We start from the raw sequence: 22,134 nt of genomic DNA, 5'->3' as shown, positions 1-22,134 counted from the left end.
CAAAGGTTGTTGAATTTCGGGCCGCGTCCGTTCATGATGACGCCATGGCTGGTGAAGACACTACCGCGCGGCGCCGGGGACGGCGGCCAGGCGGACAGGACACCCGCACCGCTCTGATCGAAGCGGCACGCGCCGTGTTCGGCGAGAGCGGCTTCGACGGCGCGACGGTGCGCGCGATCGCGACGCGTGCCGGGGTCGACGCGGCGATGGTCAACCATTGGTTCGGCAGCAAGGAAGGGCTGTTCGCCCAAGCCGTGCTGAAACTGCCGTTCGAACCGCACGAACTCCTCGCCGAACTGACCGACGGCCCCGACGACGAGTTCGGCGAGCGGATCGTGCGAACCTTCCTGACCCGGTGGGACGGCGCGGGCGGCCACGTGTTCCAGGCACTCGTCCGCAGTGTCGCCGGGCACGAGCAGGCGGCCCAGGTCCTGCGTAGCTTCTTCCAGAGCTTCTTCACCAAGGTGATCGGCGGCATCGGCTCGGACCGGGTCGAACTGCGGACCTCGCTGTGCGCCTCCCAGCTCGTCGGGATGGGGATGGTCCGGTACGTCGCCCAATTCGAACCGATGGCTTCGAGCGAGATCGAGCCGCTGGTGACCGCGATCGCGCCGACCGTGCAGCGTTATCTGACCGGCGACATCGACTGACTCGCTGTCGTGAGTGATAAGGGTTGTTATTGAGGGGTAGGGCAAAGATGGCGTGTTGTGTGCCGGGGCCGGCTGATCGCGATCTCACCGTCCACAAGGGACACCAAACTCCCCCACATGTCCGCTTTGCCTGTTTCTTGCGGGGGTCGTGAGTGGCAATGATCGCTCTAACCCTCTTTACCACTCACGACCCCCGCGAGAATCGGACATAATGACATCAATCGGGCGCGCAATGGGCGCGAGGTGTCCCTCGTGGACACTTTGCGCCGGGATCATCCCCGCGAGTCAGTCCGAATCCTGCTGTCCGGACGGCCATCTCATCGCGAGCCGGTGAGGACGGCCTGTGTGGCAGGGGTTCGATCACGCCATGTTTGCCTTACCCCTCAATGGAACGACCCAAATCACTCACGACTCGTTGCGTCAGAGGCCGGTGTGCCCGCGGAGGCTGGTGATGTCCGCCTCCCGCAACTCCGCTCTCCTGAAAGGGACCCTCCCCTTACGCGGCGAAGGACACTTTCCCCACATCGCATGCGGCGAAAGCGTCCTTCAGCCCCACCACAACGATCCTCATCCACCCGCGAGCGGGCGCACCAGCGCCCATCTCGAGTTCCAACCGTCCTCACCACTCACGGGGCGTCAGCCCGCCAGCAACACCGCGATCAGCGCCAGCGTGCCAGGGACCACCTGCACGAAGAAGATCTTCTTGCTCGCCGTCGCCGTCCCGTAGAGCCCGGCCACGATCACGCAGGCGAGGCCGAAGATCTTGAACTGCCAAGCGGTGCCGCCGGTCGCGATCAGGCCCCAGATCAGCGCGGCGGCGAGGAAACCGTTGTACAGCCCCTGATTCGCCGCGAGCGCGGAGCTCTCCTTCGCGAACTCCTCGGTGGTGCCGAAGGAGGCGCGGGCGCGCGGGGTCGTCCACAGGAACATCTCGAGCACGACGATGTACAGGTGGATCAGGGCGACGATGCCGACCAGCACGTTGGCGACGACATTCACGGGTTCTCGCTCTCGTCGGCCAGCAGCAGCCGTTCGTCGGTGTCGAAACAGGTGTGCGTGCCGGTGTGACAGGCCGGGCCGGTCTGGTCGACGCGCAGCAGGACGGTATCGCCGTCGCAGTCGATCCGCACCTCGCGCACGTGCTGGACATGGCCGGAGGTCTCGCCCTTGACCCACAGTTCCTTGCGGCTGCGCGAGTAGTAGGTGCCGCGCCGCGTCGTGAGGGTGCGTTCGAGGGCCTCGTCGTCCATCCACGCCATCATCAGGACGTCCGATGTGGAGTGTTCGACGACGACGGCGGCGATCAGCCCGTCGGCGTTGCGCTTCAAGCGATCCGCCCACGCGGGGTCAAGCGTCATTCGTGGCTCCGAGAAGGTGTCGTTTCACCGGCATCGAGTTGAGCAGGACCGCCGTGTAGATATATCCGGCGAAGAGGAGCCCGGAGACGATCTTCACCCAGAAGAGTTCCGCCGCCAGCATGGACAGCGCGTGCAGCAACGCGAACAGGAAGCTGACGCCGAACCCGGCGAACCGCGCGGACGACATCCTCAAGACCAGTCCCGCCACGACGAGACCGCCGAGGACCAGCGACGTCCCCGGCAGCAGGAACGTCCGCGCCGAGGCGTACGGCGCGAACATGAGGACCCCGGCCATCGCGACATAGGCGAGGGCGAGCCCGAGCAGCAGCGCGCAGACGACCTTGACCTCGGTGGCGGCCTTCCACTTGTTCGGGATCACCGGACCACGACTCCCCCGGCGCGCAGGGCGCTCTTGACCTCGCCGATCTTCAACTGTCCGAAGTGGAACACGCTGGCCGCGAGCACCGCGTCCGCGCCCGCCTCGACGGCGGGCAGGAAGTGCTCGAGCGCGCCGGCGCCGCCGCTGGCGATCACCGGGACGCGGACCGCCCGGCGGACCTGGGTGAGGAGTTCGAGGTCGAACCCGTTCTTGGTGCCGTCGGCGTCCATCGAGTTGAGCAGGATCTCACCGACGCCGAGTTCCTCACCGCGCGCGGCCCACTCGACGGCGTCGATCCCGGTGCCGCGGCGCCCGCCGTGCGTGGTCACCTCGAACCCGGACGGTGTCGGTTCGGTCCCCTCGGGGACCCGGCGCGCGTCCACCGACAGCACGACGCACTGCGCGCCGAACCGGCGGGACGCCTCGCGAAGGAACTCCGGCCGCGCGATGGCGGCGGTGTTGATGCTCACCTTGTCCGCGCCGGTGCGCAGCAACCGGTTGACGTCATCGTTCGTGCGCACGCCGCCACCGACGGTGAGCGGGATGAACACCTGCTCCGCGGTCCGGCGGACGACGTCGAAGGTGGTCTCACGGTCCCCGGAGGACGCTGTGACGTCGAGGAACGTGAGCTCGTCCGCGCCCTCTGCGTCGTACAGGCGGGCGAGTTCGACGGGGTCGCCGGCGTCGCGCAGGTCGGCGAAGTTCACGCCCTTCACCACACGGCCCGCGTCGACGTCGAGACACGGGATGACCCTGACTGCGACTGACATGGGGACAAGCGTAGTCAAGGGCGTTCCAAGCTCGCGGAATGGCACAGGCGGGGCGGCGGCCGGGGCAGACCGAGACGCGGGAGGGGATCCTCGACGCGGCGAGCCGCAGGTTCGCCGAACCGGGCTACGACGGGGCGACCGTGCGCGGCATCGCGGCCGACCCCGGCGAACGCCGACGAAGTGGACGAACAGCGGACGGCGTCCGGTCTCACCACCGGGCGTGATCCGCGCACCGGCGCGCGCTGGGTCGCGGTGACCCGCCGGCACGAGACCCGGATGGCGCTCTCGCGACTTGTCGACAAACCGGACGAGCGGCCGCGGCTGGAAGGTTCCGTGCTCGACGCCGGGCGCCGCGCAGGAGACGGCCGTGCGGTGACCGCGTTCACTGAGAAAGTTCCGTTCCCGATGCATCAGCCGGGCGGTCTCGCGCGTCACTAGAGCGAGACCACCGGCTGAGGGGGACACGTGCCTGCGACCTTCGACGAGTTCGTCGCGGATCGCCTGGACGGGCTCCTGCGCTACGCGACCGTCCTGACCGACGACCCGTACCTGGCGCAGGACATCGTGCAGGAGGTGCTGCTGCGCGCTCAGCAACGCTGGCCGAAGATCGACTCGCCACCGACGTACGTCCGCCGGATGGTGACCAACGAGTACCTCTCGTGGCGAAGGCGCCTGGCGGTCCGCCGGGTGACGCCGTCGTCGCCGGAAGTACTCGACCTGGTGAGCCCGCCGGTCTCCGATCACGCCATCGAGTACGACGAACGCGACGCGATGCTGGACCGGCTCGCGAAGCTCCCGCGCAAACAACGCGCCGCGATCGTGCTCCGCTACTACGAGAACTACTCCGACGAGGAGATCGGCGCGGTGCTCCGCTGCGCGACGTCGACCGTGCGCAGTCAGATCTCGCGTGCGCTCGCGACGCTGCGGGAAACCGGGCCGTCCCCGTCAGTTCAGCCCACGGGAGCCCGCACATGACCCGACTGAGTGAAGATCGCACCGAGGACCTGATCCGGGAAAGCCTCGAACACCTGGCGACGCGGGCGCCCGACGGGGCCGAGATCCGTGACGCGCTGGTCCAACGGTCGCGTAGCCGTCCGAAGATGGCTTTGGCGCTGGTCGCGGCGGCGGTCGCGATCATCGTGCTCGGCGTCCCGCTGGGTCTGCGGGCCTTCACCGCGGTTCCACCGGCTTCGCAGCGCAACGCCGACTGGGCGGTGCTGCCGTACAAGCCCGGCTGGCTGCCCGACGGTTTCCGGGAAACGGCCCGGAGCGCGAAGCCCTACCCCGCACCGCAAACGAGGGAGTGGAGCGGTGGCGAGCTCGGCCAGATCCAGCTGACCAGCACACCGCTGAGCGACGAACGCTCCGGGCCGTGGACGATCGCGCCGGCGCCGAACCAGATCATCGTGCACGGCAAGGTCGGCATGGCCGTCGAGGTCTCCGGCCAGGGGATGATGCTGACCTGGTCCCCCGATGACGTCTACCTGCTGACCATGCGGCTGGTCGACGTCAAGGACCCGCGCGCGGTCGGCGAGCGGATCGCCGGAGAGATGGTTCCGGACAACCGCGCCCGGGTCTCGGGTGAACTGCGGTTCGGACAGCTGCCCGCGGATCTGGAGTCGTCGGGGGTGCGGACGTTCATGAAGGTCAGCGGGGGCGTGACCGAGCTGGAGGCCACTCAGCCCGGGCAACCCGCCGCGGCAGCGGCCGTCACGGCGTCGCTCGGTGGCGACCGGCCGGAAGCGGACGGCGCGGAACCGGTGTCCCTCAAGGTCAGGGGCCTCGACGGCAGCTACCTCCCCGAACGGGATGGGCGGTTCGGCCATCAGTACGGAGCGGTCTCCGTCCAGCTCGAAGGCGGCCGATGGCTCACCGTGTCGGGCAAACGTGACCAGGCCACCTTGCTCGGCATCGCCGAAGGCCTGCAGATCGTCCCCGGCGACTACAGCTGGTTCGGGAAGCCGCCGGAATAGTGACGGGCGCTTGCTCGTCACCGCTACCCGGGCATCGCCGTCCGGCTGTCCTGGAACATGTCCTCTTGGCTCGCGCTTCTCAACGGGCACAGAATTGAACGTATGGCTAATTCGGCGATCTCCGTGACGGGCCCGCGGGTCGTCCGCGGCGGCCGCGAAGTCGTCGGGGACATCGGGTTCGAGACGCCGCGCGGCCGGATCACGCGCCGGTGTCCGATGTGGACAGCGTGATCGGCGAGGTCGGGCTCGCCGATCACGGACTGTTCGTGCCGCGCGGGGAGATGAGCCGGCTCCTGAACTGGCTTTCGCACGTGATGCCGCTTTCCTGCGCCGTCGAAGCCTGAGCCCTGGCCGCGCTGGTCCTCGGCGCGGCGACGTTGCGGCGCCGGACGCCCTAGACTCTCCACATGGGATCGGAGTTCGAGCGGATCGCCGCCGAGAAGTATGTCGTCCTGACCACCTTCCGCAAGAACGGCACCCCGGTGCCGACGCCGGTCTGGGCGGCGGGCGACGGCGGCGAACTGGTGCTCTGGTCCGAGCGGAAGGCGGGCAAGGTCAAGCGCATCCGCAACAGCGGCCGGGTCGAGGTCCAGGCCTGCGACTTCCGCGGCGGCAAGACCCATGGCGACGTCGTCGCGGGTGAGGCGCGGCTGCTGGACCTCGACGGAACCGAACGCGTGCGCAAGGTGATCGCGCGGAAGTACGGGATCACCGGGCGGGTCACGATGTTCTTCAGCAGGCTGCGGGGGCCGAAGGACCGGACGGTGGGAATCGCGATCAAGCTGGCGGAATGACCTCGGTCTCGTGAGCGGTGAGGACGGTTCTAACCGTCCTCACCGCTCACGAGGCCTGAAGTGCCCGCAGCCCGGCCGCCAGCGCCGCCGAGTCGTGGTCCGGCCCGCATCCCTCCACCAGGATCAGGTCGCCGGGGATGTGGTCCGCCCGCAGGTGCAGGATCTCCTGGTACGCGGGCGAGTCGTACCACTCCCGCGCGGCATCGAGGCTCGGGAACTCGATGAGCACCAGCGCCCCCGGCCACTCCCCCTCGACGACCTGAACCCCGGCTCCGTGCACGAGGAACCTGCCGCCGAAGGGATCGAGCGTGGCCTGGATCCGTTCCATGTACTCGAAGACCTCTTCCGCCAGCACGGCGGCGGGGCGAAGGTGGGCGAGCCCGTAGGCGGTCATGGTGTCCCTCCAGGTTTCGTTGTCCTGGAAGGGATCCTGACCGAACCGGCGAGTGGCGTCGATTACCCGGGAGGTAAAGCTCAGAACTCCGCGACGGCGGCGAGAGCCTCGGGCAGGGTGAACGCGCCGGCGTAGAGCGCCTTACCGACGATGGAGCCCTCCACACCGTCGCGGGCCAGCGCGGCCAGCGCGCGGAGATCGTCCACACTGGACACGCCGCCGGAGGCGATGACCGGCGCGTCGGTGCGGGCGGCGACCTCGCGGAGCAGGTCGATGTTCGGGCCCTGGAGGGTGCCGTCCTTGCTCACATCGGTGACGACGTAGCGCTGCGCGCCGTCGCGGTCGAGCCGGTCGAGGACCTCCCAGAGGTCACCGCCGTCCTGCGTCCAGCCCCGGGCGGACAGCCGGTGCCCGGCTTCGGTGATCCGCACGTCCAGCCCGATGGCGACGCGGTCGCCGTAGGAGGAGACGACCTTCGCGGTCCACTCCGGGTCCTCCAGCGCCGCGGTGCCGAGGTTGACCCGGCGGGCACCGGTGGCCAGCGCGGCCTCCAGTGAGGCGTCGTCGCGGATGCCACCGGACAGCTCCACCTGGACGTCCAGCTTCGCCACGACGTCGGCCAGCAGTTCACGGTTGGAGCCCTTGCCGAACGCGGCGTCGAGGTCCACCAGATGGATCCACTCCGCCCCGTCACGCTGCCAGGCGAGTGCCGCCTCCAGCGGGCTGCCATAGGAGGTTTCGGTGCCGGCCTCGCCCTGGACGAGTCGCACGGCCTGGCCATCGGCCACATCAACGGCGGGAAGGAGCGTGAAAGTCACGCGCCCACTCTAGGCGAGGGTCTGGAGCCAGTTGCGCAGCAGGTGCGCCCCCGCGTCACCGGACTTCTCCGGGTGGAACTGGGTCGCCCACAGCGGCCCGTTCTCGACGGCGGCGACGAAGTCCTGGCCGTGATTCGCCCAGGTCACCTTGGGCTGCTGCCCGGCGAGGCCGGAGTCCAGTTCCCAGGTCCGCACGGCGTAGGAGTGCACGAAGTAGAACCGCGTGTCCGCGTCGAGCCCGGCGAACAGCCGCGAGTCCTCCGGGGCGCGGACGGTGTTCCAGCCCATGTGGGGCAGGACGTCGGCCTCCAGCCTGTCGACCGTGCCCGGCCACTCACCGGTGCCCTCGGTCTCCACGCCGTGCTCGACACCGCGTTCGAACAGGATCTGCATGCCGACGCAGATGCCGAGCACGGGACGGCCGCCGGCGAGGCGCTTGCCGATGATCTTCTCCCCCGACACCGACCGCAGGCCCTCCATGCAGGCGGAGAAGGCACCGACACCGGGGACGACCAGGCCGTCGGCCTCGAGCGCGGCATGCGGGTCGGCCGTGACCTCGACGTCGGCGCCGACACGCTGAACAGCGCGTTCGGCGGACCGGAGGTTGCCGGACCCGTAGTCCAGGATCACCACGCGAGGAGTAGCCACGCGCCCAGGTTAGCGGACCGGATTTTCCGCGGATTCCCTGTTTCGTCCTTCACTCGTCTGGGTAATAACGACTCCGAGTGAAAGGCCGGCGCAGGACCGCCCTGCACTTATGGAGGAACGATGCAGGACGCCGACGACCTGACCCGCCTGCTCAGCGCCTGGCGCGAAGACATCGAAAGCGTGCCTTTCCCTACTTTCACGGAGCTGCTGATCCCGGCGCAGAAGCGGCGGTCCGCCCCCGCGCAAACGGCCACGGCATCGGTTCAGGTGACGAAGACCACCGGATGACGCGATCGCTGACACCCGACTCCGGTCGTGTGTGTGGTTTTCTTCTTGGGAAGGTGCCCCACCTAGCCGACCAGGAGTGACCGCATGAGCAGCAGCCCGGATCCGCGCGACTTCCTCGATCTCGACGCCGAGCTCTCCGCCGAGGACCGGGCCATGCGTGACGCCGTGCGCTCCTACGCGCACGACCAGCTCCTGCCGAACGTCGCCGAATGGTACGAAACGGGCGCCCTGCCCGCCGCCGAGCTCGCCAAGGGCTTCGGGCAGCTCGGACTCCTCGGCATGCATCTGGAGGGCTACGGCTGCGCCGGGACCAGCGCCGTCGCCTACGGCATCGCCTGCCGTGAACTGGAGGCCGTCGACTCCGGGCTGCGCAGCTTCGTCTCGGTGCAGGGCTCGCTGGCGATGTACGCGATCCACGAATGGGGCACCGAGGAGCAGAAGCAGGAGTGGCTGCCGCGGATGGCCGCCGGTGAGGCGCTCGGCTGCTTCGGCCTGACCGAACCGGACGCCGGCAGTGACCCCGGCAGCATGCGGACCCGCGCGGTGCGCGACGGCTCGGACTGGGTGCTGAGCGGCACGAAGATGTGGATCACCAACGGAACCGTGGCCGACGTCGCGGTCGTCTGGGCGCAGACCGACGAAGGCGTGCGCGGCTTCGTCGTCCCCACGAACACGCCGGGCTTCACCGCGAACGAGGTCAAGCACAAGCTGTCGCTGCGGGCCTCGCTGACCGCGGAACTCGTGCTCGACGGCGTCCGCCTGCCGGATTCCGCGGCGTTCCCCGAGGTCAGGGGGCTACGCGGGCCGCTGTCCTGCTTGAACGAGGCGCGCTACGGGATCCTGTTCGGCGTCGTCGGCGCCGCTCGTTCCTGCTACGAATCCGCGCTGGAGTACACGCTGAGCCGGGAACAGTTCGGCAAACCGCTGGCCGGGTTCCAGCTCACCCAGCGCAAGCTCGCCGACCTCGTCGTCGAGGTCAACCGCGCCGGGCTGGTCGCGCTGCGGATCGGACGCCTCAAGGACGCCGGGACACTGCACCACAACCACGTCAGCTTCGGCAAGCTCGCCAACGTCCGCTCCGCGCTGGAGGTCGCCAGGACCGCGCGCGCCATGCTCGGAGCCAACGGGATCTCACTGGAGTATCCGGTGATGCGGCATATGTCGAACCTCGAAACCGTGTTGACCTACGAGGGCACCGAAGAGATGCACGCGCTCTCGCTCGGCCAGTCGGTCACCGGTCTCGCCGCCTTCCGCTGAGCCGTCGAAAAGCCGAGCCGCCGAAAACTGTCGGTGCGGGCCTCTAGGGTCCGCGCATGACCGATTCCACCGAGTTCCAGTCCGTCGTCGAGCTGCGCCGGTACACCCTGCACCCCGGCCGCCGGGACGAGCTGGTCGAGCTCTTCGAGCGCGAGTTCGTGGAGAGCCAGGAAGCCTGCGGCATGCGCCTGTTCGGTCTGTTCCGCGAACCGGCGGAGCCGGACAGGTTCGTGTGGCTGCGCGGTTTCCGGGACATGGAGACCAGGCGGGCCGCACTCGAATCGTTCTACTACGGGCCCGTGTGGGAGGAACACGGACCGGCGGCGAACGAGACGATGATCGACGCTTCCGACGTCCTGTTGCTGCGGCCGTCCGGGCCGGGCTTCCCCGCTCACGGCGGTGCCGGGGATTCCCGGGTGCTGGTGACGGTGTGCCATCCGGTCGGTCCGGTCAAGGAGTTCTCCGAGTACTTCGCGGAAACCGTGGCTCCCGCGCTACGGGAGTCCGGTGTGGAGACGTTCGGCCATTTCGAGACGGAACCGGCCGAGAACACCTTCCCCCGTCTGCCCGTGAGGGAGAACGAGACGGTGTTCGTCTGGTTCTCGAAGTTCGCCGACGCCGGTGAGCTGGCCGCGCGCCGTGAGCTCCTCGACCGGACGGGTGCCGCACTCGAAGGCAGGCTCGAACGTCCATGGCAGCAACTGGAACTGACGCCGACCGCGCGGTCAGTCCTGCGCTGAAAGGAGGTCCGCGAGCCCGTCCGGGTACAGGATCGCCTTGCCGCTCGCCACGTCGGCCATCGGCAGCCAGTGCACGCGCGCGCCGTCGTCGAGCACCACACCGACCTCGTCGCGCTCATAGAACGCCTTGTCGGTCAGGTCGGCGGTGAACAGGAACACGATCTCGTGCCCCGGCCTGCCCTCGAAGGTGTACACGTTCTCCAGCACGGCGATCTGCTCGACCGAGGTCAGCTCCGCCGCGAGTTCCTCCTGGAATTCGCGGTGCAGCGCCTCGGCGGCGGTCTCCCCGAACTCGATTCCGCCGCCGAGGGGCCGGTGATAGGTCACGCCTTTGGTGTTGTCACGGCCTTCGAACACGAGAACGTCTTCGCCGCGGCGGATGACTCCGAGCGCGAGCGGGCGGATCTTCGTCATCCTGGTGACGCTAGCGGAGGAATTCCTTGACGGACAAGGTGATCGAACCGGCGTCGAGGCCGTGCGCGAGGTCGTGATCGGCCATTTCGCCGTAGATCCGTACTTCCGCGTCGCGCCGCACGCCGAGTGAGAGCAGCCGGTGCGGCGTTCCGGGCAAAGCGTCCGACACCGCGTGCGCCGATGTGCCCGCGAGGTAGGGCTCGATCAGCACGATGTCGGTGGTCCCGGCGGCTTCGACGGCCGAGCGCAGCCCGCCGGCGTCGAACGGCCGGATGGTCGAGGTGTAGAGCACGGTCACGTCGAGATCGGCGGTCGCTTCCAGCACCCTGTCGAGCATCGGCCCGACGGCCACCACCACACCTCGCCCGCCTTCGCGCAGTGTCTGCAGGCCCGCGCCCAGATGCGGTTCCGCGTTCTCCTGTGCGGAAAGCCGGAGATAGACGCGCCCGTCGCCCGGGATGGATTCGAGCAACAGCCGCCGCGCCTCCTCCGGATGCCCCGGCACGTGCACGGTCCAGCCCGGCAACGTGCCGATGAGGGCGACGTCCCCGGGCGCCTGATGTGTCCGCCCGGCGGTCGGCATGTCGTAGGAGGCGCCCGAGGACACCAGCACGGCGCCGACGTCCTGGTGCCCGAGGTCGAGTTTGACCTGCTCGAACGCACGCTCCACGAGGAACGACGAGAAGGTGTGGACGATCGGGCGCATCCCGGCCAGCGCCAGTCCGCCCGCGGTGCTCATCATCAGCTGTTCGCGGATGCCGACGTTGAGCACCCGGTCGGGGTGTTTCCGCGCGGCGAAGGCGAGTTGTGCCGCGGAGATGTCGGCGAGCACGACGGCGACGTTCGGGTCGGTGTCGAGTACCTCGGCGGTGGCGCTGAGGAACGTTTCACGCATGTTCACGGATTCACACCTTTCGCTCGACGGTCGCGACCACGGCGAGCGGCCGGTCCGGGTGGGGTGCGGTGAAGGCTTCGTGGAGGGCGTCGTGATCGCGGCCGTCGACGGTGCGGGTCGTCCAGCCCTCGACCTCGAACCGGCGCGCGATCCCGCCGGGCCAGCCGTGCGTGGCCGAGGAGTTGTCGACGACGACGGCGGTCAGCTGCGGCATGCCGACGCGGCCGGCGATCGCGATGGCCTCTTGGTTGGAGCCCTCGTCGAGTTCCGCGTCGCCGACGAGGGTGACGACCTTGGCGTCACGGAATCCCTTGGCGCGCAGGCCGAACACGGTACCGATGGCCAGCGGGAGCCCGTGCCCGAGCGAACCGCTGGAGATTTCGGCCGCGGGCAGCCTGGCCCGATCGGGATGGTGACCGAGCCGGGACTCGGCCGAAGTCCAGCCGGCGAGTTCCTCCTCGCGGATGAAGCCCTTCTTCGCCAGCACCGCGTAGTAGGCCATCGGGCCGTGGCCCTTCGACAGCAGAAAGCGATCGCGGCCGGGGTCACGGACGTTCTCCGGGGTGATGTCGAGCACACGGTCGTAGAGCACCCACAAGACGTCCACAGTGGACTCCGCGGCCGCCTGATGCTTCTCGTCCCCGGTCATCAGCGAGATCAGCCGCGGCAGATCTTCGTAGCCGGTCTTGATGTCAGTGGTCATGAACCGAGGTTGCAACCTCGACTTAAGTCGAAGTCAAGGCTAGCCTGGCGTCGTGACGAGACTGGCTGAACACCTGAGCATCGGACAGGTCGCCGACCGCAGCGGCGTGCCCCATACGGCTTTGCGTTTCTACGAGGACAAAGGGCTGATCAGCTCCGAGCGCTCCGCCGGCAACCAGCGGCGGTACCAGCGTTCGGTGCTGCGCCGGATCGCCTTCATCCGTGCCGCGCAGCGTGTCGGCCTCAGTCTGGACGACATCAGCTCGGCACTGGAGACCTTACCCAGGGACCACGCCCCCACCAAGGCCGACTGGGCCCGCCTTTCGCGGGGCTGGCAGGACGAACTCGACGCGCGGATCGACGCGTTGCAGCGGCTGCGCGACAGGCTGACCGGGTGTGTCGGCTGCGGCTGCCTTTCCCTGCGCAGCTGCGGGCTCTACAACGCTGACGACCAGATGTCCCGTTTCGGCCCCGGCGCGGGGAAACTGCGCCCGGCCTCCGAGGGCGGCATCTGAATTCCGTTGCCACGCGGGGGCCGGATGTGCGTCACTGGGACGCGAAATGGACAAGAAACACCTCATCCGGGCCTCGAAACGGCTCTCCCGGCATCTGCGGCACGCACCCGGCGACATCGGGATCACCCTCACCCCTGACGGCTGGGCCGAAGTCGACACGCTCTTGGCCGCCCTGCGGCGCAACGGCTTTGCCCTCACCCGCGCCGAACTCGACGAAGTGGTCGAGGACAACGACAAGAGGCGCTTCGCCTTCGACGAGGACGGGCGGCGGATCCGCGCCAGCCAGGGCCACAGTGTCGACGTCGACCTCGCACTGCCCGCCGCCATCCCGCCGGACGTGCTCTACCACGGCACCGTGTCCCGGTTCCTCGGCGCGATCATGCACGAGGGCCTCCGGCCGATGAAGCGGCACGCCGTGCATCTCTCGGCGACCGTGGACACCGCGCGAACCGTCGGGGCCCGGCGCGGCGTCCCGGTCCTGCTCGCCGTGGACGCGCGGGAGATGACCGCCGCCGGGCACGAATTCCAGGTGAGCGCGAACGGCGTCTGGCTCACCGCCGCCGTTCCACCGGAGTTCCTGCGCCGTCTCCCCTAGACCAGCCCGTTGTTCCGCAGGAGCGACAACGTGTTCACGGTGGACAGCCCGTTCCACTCCAGGGCGGCCGCGGGTGAATAGCTGGTGTAGTCGACCCGCCAGCCACCGTCGTCGTGCTGCCCGGCCGCCACCCGCCGCAGATCCGCGTCGATGACCTCCGGCCGGAAGAGCTTCCGCGCCGGACCGTCCGGTCTCGGGGCGAAATCGAGTGGGCGCATGGACTCGCCCTCGATCCCGCCGCCGACGGCGACCACACCGTCGTCCGGGACGAACCGGCCGAGCCTCTCGACCAGACGCGTGTCACCCAGCGCGTCCACCAGCTTCATCGCGAAGGCGAGCACGAGCGCGTGCGGTGCCTCGTCGAGCTTTTCGATCTCGTCCAGGCAAAAGCGTGTGGCCTTCGCCGGCCAGGGATGCGCGGCGACCGCGGGATCGTGCGCCGCGACGCGATATGCGGTGACCGCGACGATCGCGGTGATCTGCAGCGAGGAGACCGACGGGTCCGCGCCCGCCCAGAACGGCGCGCTGCCGAACGGATCCGGCATCGGCAGCCCGAACGGGATCCCGCCGTCCGGCAGGGAGATCGAGGTGAGCCAGTCGCAGAGTTCGGCCGCGCGCGGACTGGTCGCCGGACCGATGTCGGCGAAGACCTCGAAAGCGTGCAGCGCGCCACCGGGCTGGCTGGTCGCCGAGCGGCAGTCGGGTTCGAGTCCGTGGCCGTAGCCGCCGTCGGGGTTGCGGTACGCCTCCAGCGCGGCGAGCGCCGCCGCCGGGTCACCGTCGCGGAAAAGGACTTCGAAGCGCCGCCTGTCGAGAAGCCGGGCCTGGGTGGCCATGAAGGCGGCCGCCGTCTTCAGATCGATGTTCATGCCGACAGGGTCGCGCGGATCGCGGCGCCCGTCTTGAACACATCGGTCACGAGCGGCGGCGCGGGCGGTTGTAGAGCTTGCGGCCGACGCTGAGCAGCGTCTCGCGCAGCGTCTCGTCGTCGAGCGCGGCGACCTCGGGCGAGCCGCCGGCGATGGCGATCCCCGCCAGCAGCACCTGCGCGGTCACGATCGCGGTGAGATCCGGATCCGGGCCGACCAGGATCTCCAGCAGCCGGTTCTTGAAGCTCTCCGAGCTGTGCACGGACTTCTCGATCGCGCGGGCGATCCCGGGGTCGCTGGAGAACAGGGCGACCAGCGAACGGTGCCGCACCACGAGGTCGACGAATCCGTCGAGCAGATGGTCGATCTGCGCGCCACGGGTGCGCTGGGCGCGGGCGTCGTCGACGATCCCTTCCAGCTCGCGCAGCACGGGTTCGGCGACGGATTCGGTGATCTCCGCCTTCGTCTTGAAGTGGTAGTAGACGGCGGCCTTCGTGACGCCGAGGGCGTCCGCGATCATCTGCAGCGAGGTGCCTTCCACGCCGTGTTCGGTGAACAACCGCAACGCCGTGCCCAGTAGTCGCGTGCGGGTGTCCTCCGCGTGGACGACGTCCATGTTCCCTCCTCGTTCAGCCGTCGGAGATTACGTCAATCGTGCCCGCCGGACCAAACGAGTACTAGCCGTGCGGCTAGTCACACACTTGCCGATCGGCTTGTAGGCCCCTAGCCGATCGGCTAGCTTGGAATGAACCTGATCGAGTGAACGGGAGACGTTTGTGGCCAGCTTCCTGTACCGCCTGGGCCGGTTCTCGTTCCGGCGCCGGGCACTGGTGACGGCGGTGTGGGCCGCCGTCCTGGTGGCCCTCGGCGCGGGGGCGCTGACCTTGTCCGGTCAGCTTTCGAACTCGGTGACCATCCCCGGCACCGAGTCGCAGAAGGCGATCGACCAGCTCGCCGACCGGTTCCCGGAAGCCGCCGCCGGTGGCGCGACGGCACGCGTCGTCATCTCGACGCCCGGCGACATCACCGACAAGGCCGGGCAGGCGGCCATCGCGGGCATCGTCACCGGACTCCAAAACGCGCCGAAGGTCGCCGGCGTGGTCAACCCGCTGCAGGTTCAGGCGATCTCGCCCGACAAGCACGTCGCGCTGGCGCAGGTCAGTTATCGCGTGCCGGGCTTCGAGCTCACCGACGCCGACCGCGAGGGCCTGATGGCCGCCGGGGATTCGGCCAAGGCCGCCGGGTACACCGTGGAGTTCGGTGGTGACGCCGTCCAGGCGATGCCCGCCACGAACGCCACCGAAGGCCTCGGCGTCGCCGTCGCCGCGGTCGTCCTGATCATCACCTTCGGCTCGCTGCTCGCGGCCGGGATCCCGCTGCTGACCGCGCTCATCGGCGTCGGCATCGGCATGGCGGGCATCACGACGGCGTCCGGCTTCCTCGAACTGAACACGAACACACCCGTGCTCGCGCTGATGATCGGCCTCGCCGTCGGCATCGACTACGCGCTCTTCATCGTTTCCCGCTACCGGCACGAACTCACGATCGGCCGCGATCCGGAGGAGGCCGCCGGACGCGCCACCGGCACGGCGGGTTCCGCGGTGGTGTTCGCCGGGCTGACCGTGATCATCGCGCTGGCGGGCCTGACCGTCGTCGGCATCCCGTTCCTCGGCGAGATGGGCATCGCCGCGGCGATCACCGTCGCCATCGCGGTCGTCATCGCGCTCACCCTGCTGCCCGCCATCCTCGGGTTCGCGGGCGGCAAACTGGCGGGCGGCAAGATCCGCTTGCGCCGCAAGGAAAGCGCGACGACGCACGGTGAGCGCTGGGCACGTTTCGTGGCCCGCCACCGGATCCCGGTGCTGATCGCCGCGATCGCCGGTCTCGCGATCGTCGCGATCCCGGCCGCGAGCATGCAGCTCGGCCTGCCGAACGACAGCACCGCCGCGCCGGACACCACCCAGCGCAAGGCCTATGACACGGTCAGCCGCAGCTTCGGCGAGGGCGCCAACGGCCCGCTGGTGATCGTCGTCGATCTCGCCGGCAGCACCGACCGGCAGGCCGCGCTCCAGCAGGCGGCCGCGGGCATCGGCGGACTCCCCGAACGCCCGATCGTCACTCCGCCCAAGACCAACCGGGACGGTGACCTGGCGCTGCTGACCGTCATCCCGAAGAGCGGTCCGAGCAGCACCGCGACCGAAGACCTGGTCAGCGACATCCGCGGCCTGAACGCGGGACTGGGTTCGGCCACCGGCGCTTCGCTGGCGGTGACCGGCCAGACCGCGGCCAACATCGACGTCTCGGAGAAACTCGCCGACGCGATGCTGCCCTATCTCGCGCTGATCGTCGGGCTCGCGTTCCTGCTGCTGATGCTGGTCTTCCGGTCGATCGTGGTCCCGCTGAAGGCGACGCTGGGCTTCCTCGGCTCGGTGGTCGCGACGTTCGGCGCCGTGGTGGCGGTGTTCCAGTGGGGCTGGCTCACCGACCTGCTCGGGGTGAAGACGACCGGGCCGATCATGAGCATGCTGCCGATCCTGCTGATCGGCGTGCTGTTCGGGCTCGCGATGGACTACCAGGTGTTCCTGGTGACGCGGATGCGAGAGGAGTACGTCCACGGCGCCGACCCGCAGCAGGCGATGGTCACCGGCTTCCGGCACGGCTCCCGCGTCGTGGTGGCCGCCGCGCTGATCATGATCAGCGTGTTCGCCGGGTTCGTCCTCGCGGAGTCGTCACTGATCCAGTCGATCGGGTTCGCGCTGGCCTTCGGGGTGCTGGTGGACGCGTTCGTGATCCGGATGACCATCGTGCCGGCGCTGATGTCACTGCTCGGACGCGGTGCCTGGTGGCTGCCGAAGTGGCTGGATCGCGTACTGCCCGATGTGGACGTCGAAGGCGAGAAGCTCGCGAAGCAGCTCGACGCTTCTGACGAGCGGGAGCTGGTCGACGCCTCGAAGTAGCAAGTACGTGATGGCCCCCTTCATTGCGCTAGACGCAGTGAAGGGGGCCATCACGTACTCAGACGAGCGCCGCGCGAGCCGAGGATCCGCGCCGCGCTCTCGGCGTCGTCGAACAGGACCGCTTTGCGCCACATCATGTAGTGCTCGGCGGTCGAGAAGGTCTCGCCGTCGGCGGTGAACCTGGCGGGCCACCACTGGCTGAAGCATTCCGGCCCGATCGTGCCGTCACGCCGGGGTTGATGGCCCCAGAAGAAGAGGAACTTGACGCGGCTCCCGGATCGCTGGAGCCGGACGACCTCGGCGACCGAGCGCGGGTTTCCGGACATGCCGGACAGCATGCTCGCCGTCGTCGCGGCGCGCAGCCGATTTACCGGGCGGCGCTCAGGCCAGCCAGGCGATGGCACCGCCGATCGCCAGCAGCGCGCCGATCCCCAGCACGACGGCCATGAACTTGACGCTCTTCCAGGTCGCGTAGACGCCGCCGATCAGGAAGCCGCCGAGCGCGAACAGCAGCACAGCGATGGTCGTGTTACTCACGACCGCCACCCTGCCACACGTCCGCCACCGCGACCGCGCCGGGCCCGGGCCTTGCCCCCGTGACCGGACACGGCTAACGTACAACCACATGGTTGTACTTCGAGAGGAGAGCGAGGAGTCGCTCAACCAGCTCTTCCGCGCCTTGGCCGATGGCACCCGCCGCGACATCCTGGCGCGGGCGATCACGGAAGCGCCGTCGGTGTCCGATCTCGCCGCGCGCTACGAGATGAGCTTCGCCGCCGTGCAGAAACACGTCGCCGTACTGCAGCGCGCGGGTCTCGTCCGGAAGCGCGCCAACGGCCGCGAGCAACTGGTCTCGACCGACCGTGAGCGACTCCAGCGCGCCGGTGAACTTCTCGACTCCTACGAAGTCCTTTGGCGCCGGCGGGTGGCGCAGCTCGACGATGTCCTGCGGGAAGGGAAATGACGATGCCGATCACCTCTGTCACCAAAGACCCCGAGAGACTCCACCTCACCGTCGTGGCGGACTTTCCCGTTCCACGGAAACGCCTTTGGGAAGCTTGGGCCGATCCACGGCAACTCGAGCGCTTCTGGGGACCACCGTTCGCACCCGCCACCTTCACCCATCACGATTTCCGGGCAGGCGGTCGCGCCGAGTACTTCCTGTCCGGGCCTGACGGGGAAAAGTGGGCCGACTCCTGGAAGTTCACCGCGGTGAACCCCATCGACTCGTTCGAGGTGCACGACGGTGAGGACAACGCCGACGACGAGAACATGCCCACCTCGATGACTTTCACCTTCGAGACGACACCCACGGGATCACGGATGACCCATGTGACCCGGTTTTCCAGCGTCGATGCCATGGAGAAGACGATCCCCGGCATGGAAGAGGGGTTCCGCGCGGCGATGCCCCAGCTCGACGCACTGCTGACCGAACGAGACACGGAGGACTGAAGCACGATGAGAAAACTCAAGGTCATCGAGCACATCTCGCTCGACGGCGTGATCCAGCATTCCGCCGACGAGAACGACTTCCCGTACAGCGGCTGGAACATGCCCTACCGGACCCCCGCCGGCCGGGAGGCCATCATGGCCGCGCACACCGAAAGCTTCGACCTGTTGCTCGGCCGCCGCACCTACGACATCTGGTCGGACTACTGGCCGGAGGCGCCGAGCGATCCGCTCGCGGACCGGCTCAAGGCGGCGAAGAAGTTCGTCGTCACCCATCGGCCGGAAAGCCTGAAATGGGGCCCGTTCGAGGGTGTCGGCCCGGACATCGTCGAAGGCGTTCGCCGCGTCAAGGCACAGGATGGCCCGGACCTCGTCCTCTCGGGCAGTTCCACGCTGACCTCGACGCTGCTCGAAAACGGACTGGCGGACGAGGTCCTGCTGGCCGTCTACCCGATCCTTTTGGGCACAGGCAAGCGTTTCTTCGCCGCAGGAACCCCGGCACGGTCCTTGGAACTCGCCGGCACCACGACGACCCCGTCCGGTGTCCTCCTCAATACCTACAAACCCGCCGGACCGCTGAAGACCACCTAGCGCAATTGGTCACCTGGATGCGACATTCGCGCATCCAGGTGACCAATTGCGGGGCTAGAGGACGCCCTTGGTCGAGGGGATCCCGCCCGCCCGCGGGTCCGGCTCGGTGGCGGCGCGCAGCGCACGCGCGACGGCCTTGTACTCGGCCTCCGCGATGTGGTGCGGGTCCCGGCCGTGCAGCACCCGCACGTGCAGCGCGATCTGCGCGTGGAACGACAGCGAGTCGAACACGTGCCGTGTCAGCACGAACGGGTAGTTCCCGCCGATGGTGAAGCTGTTGAACTGCTCCGGCTCGCCGAGGTGCACGCAGTACGGCCGCCCGGAGACGTCGATCGCGGCGTGCGCGAGGGTTTCGTCCATCGGGATCCACGCGTCGCCGAACCGGCGGATACCGCTCTTGTCGCCGAGCGCCTGCCGCAGCGCCTGGCCGAGCACGATCGCGGTGTCCTCGACGGTGTGGTGCGCGTCGATGTGCACGTCACCGGTCGCCTGCACCTTGAGGTCGAGCGAGCCGTGCACACCGAACGCGGTGAGCATGTGGTCGTAGAACGGGACACCGGTGTCGATCTCCACCTGTCCCGTGCCGTCCAGGTCGAGCTGGACCGAAATGGACGATTCCTTCGTGGTGCGATCCACCTTGCCGACGCGACTCATCGCGGCACCTCCTTGCTGGCCTCGAGAAAGGCGTCGTTCTCTTCCGGCGTCCCGATGGTCACCCGCAGATGCCCTTCGATGCCGACGTCCCTGATCAGCACGCCGTTGTCCAAATAGGACTTCCAGGTGGCGGGCGCGTCCGCGAACCGTCCGAAGAGGACGAAGTTCGCGTCGCTCGGGACCGGCGTGAATCCCAATCCCAGCAATGATTCCACCACGCGGTCGCGTTCGGCCGCGAGTTTGGCGACCGAGGCGAGTGTGGCGTCCGCGTGCCGCAGCGCGGCGCGGGCGGCGGCCTGTGTGAGCTTCGAGAGGTGGTACGGCAGCCGCACCAGCTGCAGCGCGTCGACGATCGCGGGCGCGGCCGCCAGGTAGCCGAGCCGTCCGCCCGCGAAGGCGAACGCCTTGCTCATCGTGCGTGACACGATCAGCTTCGCCGGGTACTCCTCGATCAGCTCGACGGCGCTCGGCTGCGACGAGAACTCCGCGTACGCCTCGTCGACCACCACGATGCCCGGAGCCGCTTCGAGCAACTCGCGCAACTCGTCGAACGGGATCGACCCGCCGGTCGGGTTGTTCGGGCTGGTCACGAACACGATGTCCGGACGGCGTTCGCGCACCAGCGCGGCCGCCTTCCCGGTGTCGAGCGTGAAATCGTCGCGGCGCGGCACCGGCAGCCAGTCTGTGCGGGTGCCCGCCGAGATGATCGGGTGCATCGAGTACGACGGTTCGAAGCCCAGCGCCGACCGGCCCGGGCCGCCGAAGGCCTGCAGGACCTGCTGCAGGATCTCGTTGGACCCGTTGGCGGCCCACACGTTCGACTCCGACACCAGCACGCCGGTGGACACCGCGAGGTAGTCCGCGAGGTCCTGGCGCAGCGCGACGGCGTCGCGATCCGGATAGCGGTGCAGCGAAGCGGCCTCGGCGCGGACGGCCTCGGCGACGTCGGCCACCAGCGCGTCCGGCGGCGGGTACGGGTTTTCGTTGGTGTTGAGCCGGATCGGCACGTCGAGCTGCGGTGCGCCGTACGGGGTCTTGCCCCGCAGGTCCTCCCGCAGCGGAAGCGCGTCGAGCGTGATCTCCTCGCCGATGCTCATGACCGCTCCCCTTCGAACCGCGCCGTGATGGCCTCACCGTGCGCGGGCAGGTCCTCGGCGTTGGCCAGCGCGACGACGCGGCCGGCGATCTCGCGCAGCGCGTCCTGGCTGTAGTCGACGACGTGCACGCCCTTGAGGAAGCTCTGCACCGAAAGCCCGGACGAGTGCCGCGCGAATCCGCCGGTGGGCAGGACGTGGTTGGACCCGGCGCAGTAGTCGCCGAGCGATACCGGCGCGTACGCCCCGACGAAGATCGCGCCGGCGTTGCGCACGCGGGCCGCCACCGAACGCGCGTCCGCGGTCTGGATCTCCAGGTGCTCCGCGGCGTACGCGTCGACGACGCGGATCCCGTCGTCCACTCCTGACACCAGGATGATGCCGGACTGCTTGCCGCTCAAAGCCTCCGTCACGCGCTCGGAGTGCTTGGTCGCGGCCACGCGGCCGGTCAGCTCCTTGTCGACGGCGTCCGCGAGCTCCTCGGACGTGGTGACCAGCACACTCGCGGCGAGCGGGTCGTGCTCGGCCTGGCTGATCAGGTCGGCGGCGACGTGCACCGGGTCGGCGGTCTCGTCGGCGAGGATCGCGATCTCGGTCGGGCCCGCCTCGGAGTCGATCCCGATGATGCCGCGCAGCAGCCGCTTGGCCGCGGTGAGGTAGATGTTGCCGGGCCCGGTGACGATGTCGACAGGCTCCAGTGTCGCGCCGTCGGTGTCAGTGCCGCCGTACGCGAGCAGCGCGACGGCCTGCGCCCCGCCGACGGCCCAGACCTCGTCGACGCCGAGCAGTTCGGCGGCGGCCAGGATCGTCGGGTGCGGGAGCCCGCCGAACGCGGCCTGCGGCGGCGAGCACAGCACGAGCGTGCCGACGCCGGCGATCTGCGCCGGGACGACGTTCATCACCACGGTCGAGGGGTACACCGCGAGCCCGCCCGGCGCGTACAGCCCGACGCGCTCGACCGGGATCCAGCGTTCGGTGACGGTGCCGCCGTCGACGACCTCGGTCGTGACGTCCTGACGGCGCTGGTCGCCGTGGACCTTGCGGGCGCGGACGATGGCCTCCTCCAGCGCCTCGCGTACGGCCGGATCGAGGTTCTCGAGCGCGCTGGTGAGCTCCGCGGCGGCCACGCGGACGCCGCCGGGACGGACCTTGTCGAACTTCTCGGTGTACTCGAGAACCGCTTCGACGCCTCGATCGCGGACCGCCTCGACCACCGGCCGTACGTGATGCAGCGCCGCGTCCACGTCGTACTCGGCACGCGGCAGCGTGCTCCTGAGCTCGGCAACGGACGGGACCTGTCCACGCAGGTCGGTACGGTTCAGCATGGGTC

The 22,134-nt window shown here is 69.0% G+C and carries 33 protein-coding genes; 16 read left to right on the top strand and 17 right to left on the bottom strand.

Annotated features, from left to right (window positions below; genetic code table 11):
* Positions 1 to 44 precede the first annotated feature (44 nt).
* The gene (locus tag H074_RS10265) at positions 45 to 650 is read left to right on the top strand and encodes a TetR/AcrR family transcriptional regulator (RefSeq protein ID WP_007029958.1); all 606 of its coding nucleotides are present in this window, start codon (positions 45 to 47) and stop codon (positions 648 to 650) included.
* Positions 651 to 1,286: 636 nt separating this feature from the next.
* Here the strand turns inward: H074_RS10265 and H074_RS10260 are convergent.
* The 4 genes from H074_RS10260 to hisF are packed head-to-tail and all read right to left on the bottom strand — an operon-like array spanning position 1,287 to position 3,157.
* On the bottom strand, positions 1,287 to 1,649 hold the full coding sequence (locus H074_RS10260) for a DUF1304 domain-containing protein (protein ID WP_007029957.1): 363 nt from the start codon (positions 1,647 to 1,649) through the stop codon (positions 1,287 to 1,289).
* Positions 1,646 to 2,008, bottom strand: coding sequence for a phosphoribosyl-AMP cyclohydrolase (gene hisI / locus H074_RS10255; protein ID WP_007029956.1), 363 nt, complete (start codon positions 2,006 to 2,008; stop codon positions 1,646 to 1,648). Before hisI ends, H074_RS10260 begins: the two co-directional genes overlap by 4 nt.
* Positions 1,998 to 2,387, bottom strand: coding sequence for a hypothetical protein (locus tag H074_RS10250; protein ID WP_007029955.1), 390 nt, complete (start codon positions 2,385 to 2,387; stop codon positions 1,998 to 2,000). Before H074_RS10250 ends, hisI begins: the two co-directional genes overlap by 11 nt.
* The gene (gene hisF, locus H074_RS10245; RefSeq protein ID WP_007029954.1) at positions 2,384 to 3,157 is read right to left on the bottom strand and encodes an imidazole glycerol phosphate synthase subunit HisF; all 774 of its coding nucleotides are present in this window, start codon (positions 3,155 to 3,157) and stop codon (positions 2,384 to 2,386) included. The genes H074_RS10250 and hisF overlap by 4 nt, the downstream gene beginning before the upstream one ends.
* A 38-nt stretch (positions 3,158 to 3,195) precedes the next feature.
* On the opposite strand from hisF, the gene H074_RS39165 reads away from it, so the two are divergent.
* The 6 genes from H074_RS39165 to H074_RS10225 all read left to right on the top strand — a co-directional run bounded on the left by H074_RS39165 (position 3,196) and on the right by H074_RS10225 (position 5,924).
* Positions 3,196 to 3,381, top strand: a complete 186-nt coding sequence (locus tag H074_RS39165) for a TetR family transcriptional regulator (RefSeq protein WP_235096719.1) — start codon at positions 3,196 to 3,198, stop codon at positions 3,379 to 3,381.
* Positions 3,338 to 3,595, top strand: a complete 258-nt coding sequence (locus tag H074_RS41465; RefSeq protein WP_007029953.1) for a hypothetical protein — start codon at positions 3,338 to 3,340, stop codon at positions 3,593 to 3,595. The genes H074_RS39165 and H074_RS41465 overlap by 44 nt, the downstream gene beginning before the upstream one ends.
* 27 nt (positions 3,596 to 3,622) lie before the next feature.
* On the top strand, positions 3,623 to 4,132 hold the full coding sequence (locus H074_RS10235; protein WP_007029952.1) for an RNA polymerase sigma factor: 510 nt from the start codon (positions 3,623 to 3,625) through the stop codon (positions 4,130 to 4,132).
* On the top strand, positions 4,129 to 5,130 hold the full coding sequence (locus H074_RS10230; protein WP_007029951.1) for a hypothetical protein: 1,002 nt from the start codon (positions 4,129 to 4,131) through the stop codon (positions 5,128 to 5,130). Before H074_RS10235 ends, H074_RS10230 begins: the two co-directional genes overlap by 4 nt.
* Before the next feature lie 209 nt (positions 5,131 to 5,339).
* Positions 5,340 to 5,474 carry a hypothetical protein gene (locus tag H074_RS42015; protein WP_268744759.1) on the top strand — a complete coding sequence of 45 codons (135 nt, stop codon included), beginning with the start codon at positions 5,340 to 5,342 and terminating at the stop codon, positions 5,472 to 5,474.
* A 63-nt stretch (positions 5,475 to 5,537) separates the two neighbouring features.
* Complete coding sequence (locus H074_RS10225) at positions 5,538 to 5,924, top strand: PPOX class F420-dependent oxidoreductase (protein ID WP_007029950.1); 387 nt, start codon at positions 5,538 to 5,540, stop codon at positions 5,922 to 5,924.
* 46 nt (positions 5,925 to 5,970) lie between these two features.
* On the opposite strand, the gene H074_RS10220 is transcribed toward H074_RS10225, so the two are convergent.
* The 3 genes from H074_RS10220 to hisH form a co-directional block, all read right to left on the bottom strand.
* Entirely contained in the window at positions 5,971 to 6,318 is a 348-nt protein-coding gene (locus tag H074_RS10220) for a DUF1330 domain-containing protein (protein WP_007029949.1), read from the bottom strand.
* Positions 6,319 to 6,398: 80 nt separating this feature from the next.
* A complete protein-coding gene (gene priA / locus H074_RS10215) occupies positions 6,399 to 7,136 on the bottom strand; it encodes a bifunctional 1-(5-phosphoribosyl)-5-((5-phosphoribosylamino)methylideneamino)imidazole-4-carboxamide isomerase/phosphoribosylanthranilate isomerase PriA (RefSeq protein WP_007029948.1) in 738 nt (245 codons plus the stop codon).
* A gap of 9 nt (positions 7,137 to 7,145) precedes the next feature.
* On the bottom strand, positions 7,146 to 7,769 hold the full coding sequence (hisH, locus tag H074_RS10210; RefSeq protein WP_039922027.1) for an imidazole glycerol phosphate synthase subunit HisH: 624 nt from the start codon (positions 7,767 to 7,769) through the stop codon (positions 7,146 to 7,148).
* A gap of 135 nt (positions 7,770 to 7,904) precedes the next feature.
* Here hisH and H074_RS40950 point away from each other — a divergent pair, with 135 nt between their 5' ends.
* The 3 genes from H074_RS40950 to H074_RS10200 all read left to right on the top strand — a co-directional run bounded on the left by H074_RS40950 (position 7,905) and on the right by H074_RS10200 (position 10,069).
* Entirely contained in the window at positions 7,905 to 8,072 is a 168-nt protein-coding gene (locus tag H074_RS40950) for a hypothetical protein (RefSeq protein WP_007029946.1), read from the top strand.
* Between the two features lie 84 nt (positions 8,073 to 8,156).
* On the top strand, positions 8,157 to 9,329 hold the full coding sequence (locus tag H074_RS10205) for an acyl-CoA dehydrogenase family protein (protein ID WP_007029945.1): 1,173 nt from the start codon (positions 8,157 to 8,159) through the stop codon (positions 9,327 to 9,329).
* 56 nt (positions 9,330 to 9,385) lie between these two features.
* On the top strand, positions 9,386 to 10,069 hold the full coding sequence (locus tag H074_RS10200) for an NIPSNAP family protein (RefSeq protein WP_007029944.1): 684 nt from the start codon (positions 9,386 to 9,388) through the stop codon (positions 10,067 to 10,069).
* Here H074_RS10200 and H074_RS10195 read toward each other — a convergent pair.
* Genes H074_RS10195 through H074_RS10185 form a run of 3 tightly spaced genes read right to left on the bottom strand, consistent with a single transcriptional unit; the run spans position 10,055 to position 12,081 of the window.
* Positions 10,055 to 10,483 (bottom strand): NUDIX hydrolase, encoded by a 429-nt coding sequence (locus H074_RS10195; RefSeq protein WP_007029943.1) that lies wholly within the window; start codon positions 10,481 to 10,483, stop codon positions 10,055 to 10,057. The two genes, H074_RS10200 and H074_RS10195, sit on opposite strands and share 15 nt — an antisense overlap.
* A 10-nt stretch (positions 10,484 to 10,493) precedes the next feature.
* A complete protein-coding gene (locus tag H074_RS10190; RefSeq protein WP_007029942.1) occupies positions 10,494 to 11,384 on the bottom strand; it encodes a transketolase family protein in 891 nt (296 codons plus the stop codon).
* 4 nt (positions 11,385 to 11,388) lie between these two features.
* Positions 11,389 to 12,081, bottom strand: a complete 693-nt coding sequence (locus H074_RS10185; RefSeq protein ID WP_007029941.1) for a thiamine pyrophosphate-dependent enzyme — start codon at positions 12,079 to 12,081, stop codon at positions 11,389 to 11,391.
* A gap of 52 nt (positions 12,082 to 12,133) precedes the next feature.
* Here H074_RS10185 and soxR point away from each other — a divergent pair, with 52 nt between their 5' ends.
* Complete coding sequence (soxR, locus tag H074_RS10180) at positions 12,134 to 12,595, top strand: redox-sensitive transcriptional activator SoxR (RefSeq protein ID WP_007029940.1); 462 nt, start codon at positions 12,134 to 12,136, stop codon at positions 12,593 to 12,595.
* A 46-nt stretch (positions 12,596 to 12,641) separates the two neighbouring features.
* Entirely contained in the window at positions 12,642 to 13,190 is a 549-nt protein-coding gene (locus H074_RS10175; RefSeq protein ID WP_007029939.1) for an RNA 2'-phosphotransferase, read from the top strand.
* Here the strand turns inward: H074_RS10175 and H074_RS10170 are convergent.
* Together H074_RS10170 and H074_RS10165 are read right to left on the bottom strand one after the other, a co-directional pair.
* Positions 13,187 to 14,059 (bottom strand): hypothetical protein, encoded by an 873-nt coding sequence (locus H074_RS10170; protein ID WP_007029938.1) that lies wholly within the window; start codon positions 14,057 to 14,059, stop codon positions 13,187 to 13,189. The two genes, H074_RS10175 and H074_RS10170, sit on opposite strands and share 4 nt — an antisense overlap.
* 46 nt (positions 14,060 to 14,105) lie before the next feature.
* Positions 14,106 to 14,675: a TetR/AcrR family transcriptional regulator gene (locus tag H074_RS10165; protein WP_007029937.1), complete on the bottom strand. Its 570-nt coding sequence runs from the start codon at positions 14,673 to 14,675 to the stop codon at positions 14,106 to 14,108.
* Between the two features lie 160 nt (positions 14,676 to 14,835).
* Here H074_RS10165 and H074_RS10160 point away from each other — a divergent pair, with 160 nt between their 5' ends.
* The gene (locus H074_RS10160) at positions 14,836 to 17,016 is read left to right on the top strand and encodes an MMPL family transporter (RefSeq protein WP_007029936.1); all 2,181 of its coding nucleotides are present in this window, start codon (positions 14,836 to 14,838) and stop codon (positions 17,014 to 17,016) included.
* A 50-nt stretch (positions 17,017 to 17,066) separates the two neighbouring features.
* On the opposite strand, the gene H074_RS10155 is transcribed toward H074_RS10160, so the two are convergent.
* Together H074_RS10155 and H074_RS40945 are read right to left on the bottom strand one after the other, a co-directional pair.
* Entirely contained in the window at positions 17,067 to 17,342 is a 276-nt protein-coding gene (locus H074_RS10155; RefSeq protein WP_235096718.1) for an NADAR family protein, read from the bottom strand.
* A gap of 55 nt (positions 17,343 to 17,397) precedes the next feature.
* On the bottom strand, positions 17,398 to 17,553 hold the full coding sequence (locus H074_RS40945) for a hypothetical protein (protein WP_016335988.1): 156 nt from the start codon (positions 17,551 to 17,553) through the stop codon (positions 17,398 to 17,400).
* Positions 17,554 to 17,641: 88 nt separating this feature from the next.
* On the opposite strand from H074_RS40945, the gene H074_RS10150 reads away from it, so the two are divergent.
* From H074_RS10150 to H074_RS10140, 3 genes are read left to right on the top strand one after another with little or no spacing between them, the layout of a single operon-like run.
* A complete protein-coding gene (locus tag H074_RS10150) occupies positions 17,642 to 17,980 on the top strand; it encodes an ArsR/SmtB family transcription factor (RefSeq protein ID WP_007029933.1) in 339 nt (112 codons plus the stop codon).
* Positions 17,981 to 17,982: 2 nt separating this feature from the next.
* Complete coding sequence (locus H074_RS10145) at positions 17,983 to 18,468, top strand: SRPBCC family protein (protein WP_235096717.1); 486 nt, start codon at positions 17,983 to 17,985, stop codon at positions 18,466 to 18,468.
* Positions 18,469 to 18,474: 6 nt separating this feature from the next.
* On the top strand, positions 18,475 to 19,056 hold the full coding sequence (locus H074_RS10140; RefSeq protein ID WP_007029931.1) for a dihydrofolate reductase family protein: 582 nt from the start codon (positions 18,475 to 18,477) through the stop codon (positions 19,054 to 19,056).
* 54 nt (positions 19,057 to 19,110) lie between these two features.
* On the opposite strand, the gene hisB is transcribed toward H074_RS10140, so the two are convergent.
* From hisB to hisD, 3 genes are read right to left on the bottom strand one after another with little or no spacing between them, the layout of a single operon-like run.
* Positions 19,111 to 19,710 (bottom strand): imidazoleglycerol-phosphate dehydratase HisB, encoded by a 600-nt coding sequence (gene hisB, locus H074_RS10135; protein ID WP_007029930.1) that lies wholly within the window; start codon positions 19,708 to 19,710, stop codon positions 19,111 to 19,113.
* Positions 19,707 to 20,807 (bottom strand): histidinol-phosphate transaminase, encoded by a 1,101-nt coding sequence (locus H074_RS10130; protein WP_007029929.1) that lies wholly within the window; start codon positions 20,805 to 20,807, stop codon positions 19,707 to 19,709. Before H074_RS10130 ends, hisB begins: the two co-directional genes overlap by 4 nt.
* Positions 20,804 to 22,129, bottom strand: a complete 1,326-nt coding sequence (gene hisD / locus H074_RS10125; RefSeq protein ID WP_007029928.1) for a histidinol dehydrogenase — start codon at positions 22,127 to 22,129, stop codon at positions 20,804 to 20,806. The genes H074_RS10130 and hisD overlap by 4 nt, the downstream gene beginning before the upstream one ends.
* Between the last annotated feature and the right edge of the window lie 5 nt (positions 22,130 to 22,134).

Origin of the sequence: Amycolatopsis decaplanina DSM 44594 (assembly GCF_000342005.1) — a bacterium.
Classification (GTDB): Bacteria; Actinomycetota; Actinomycetes; order Mycobacteriales; family Pseudonocardiaceae; genus Amycolatopsis; species Amycolatopsis decaplanina.
This window is presented reverse-complemented; position numbering and strand designations above follow the sequence as displayed.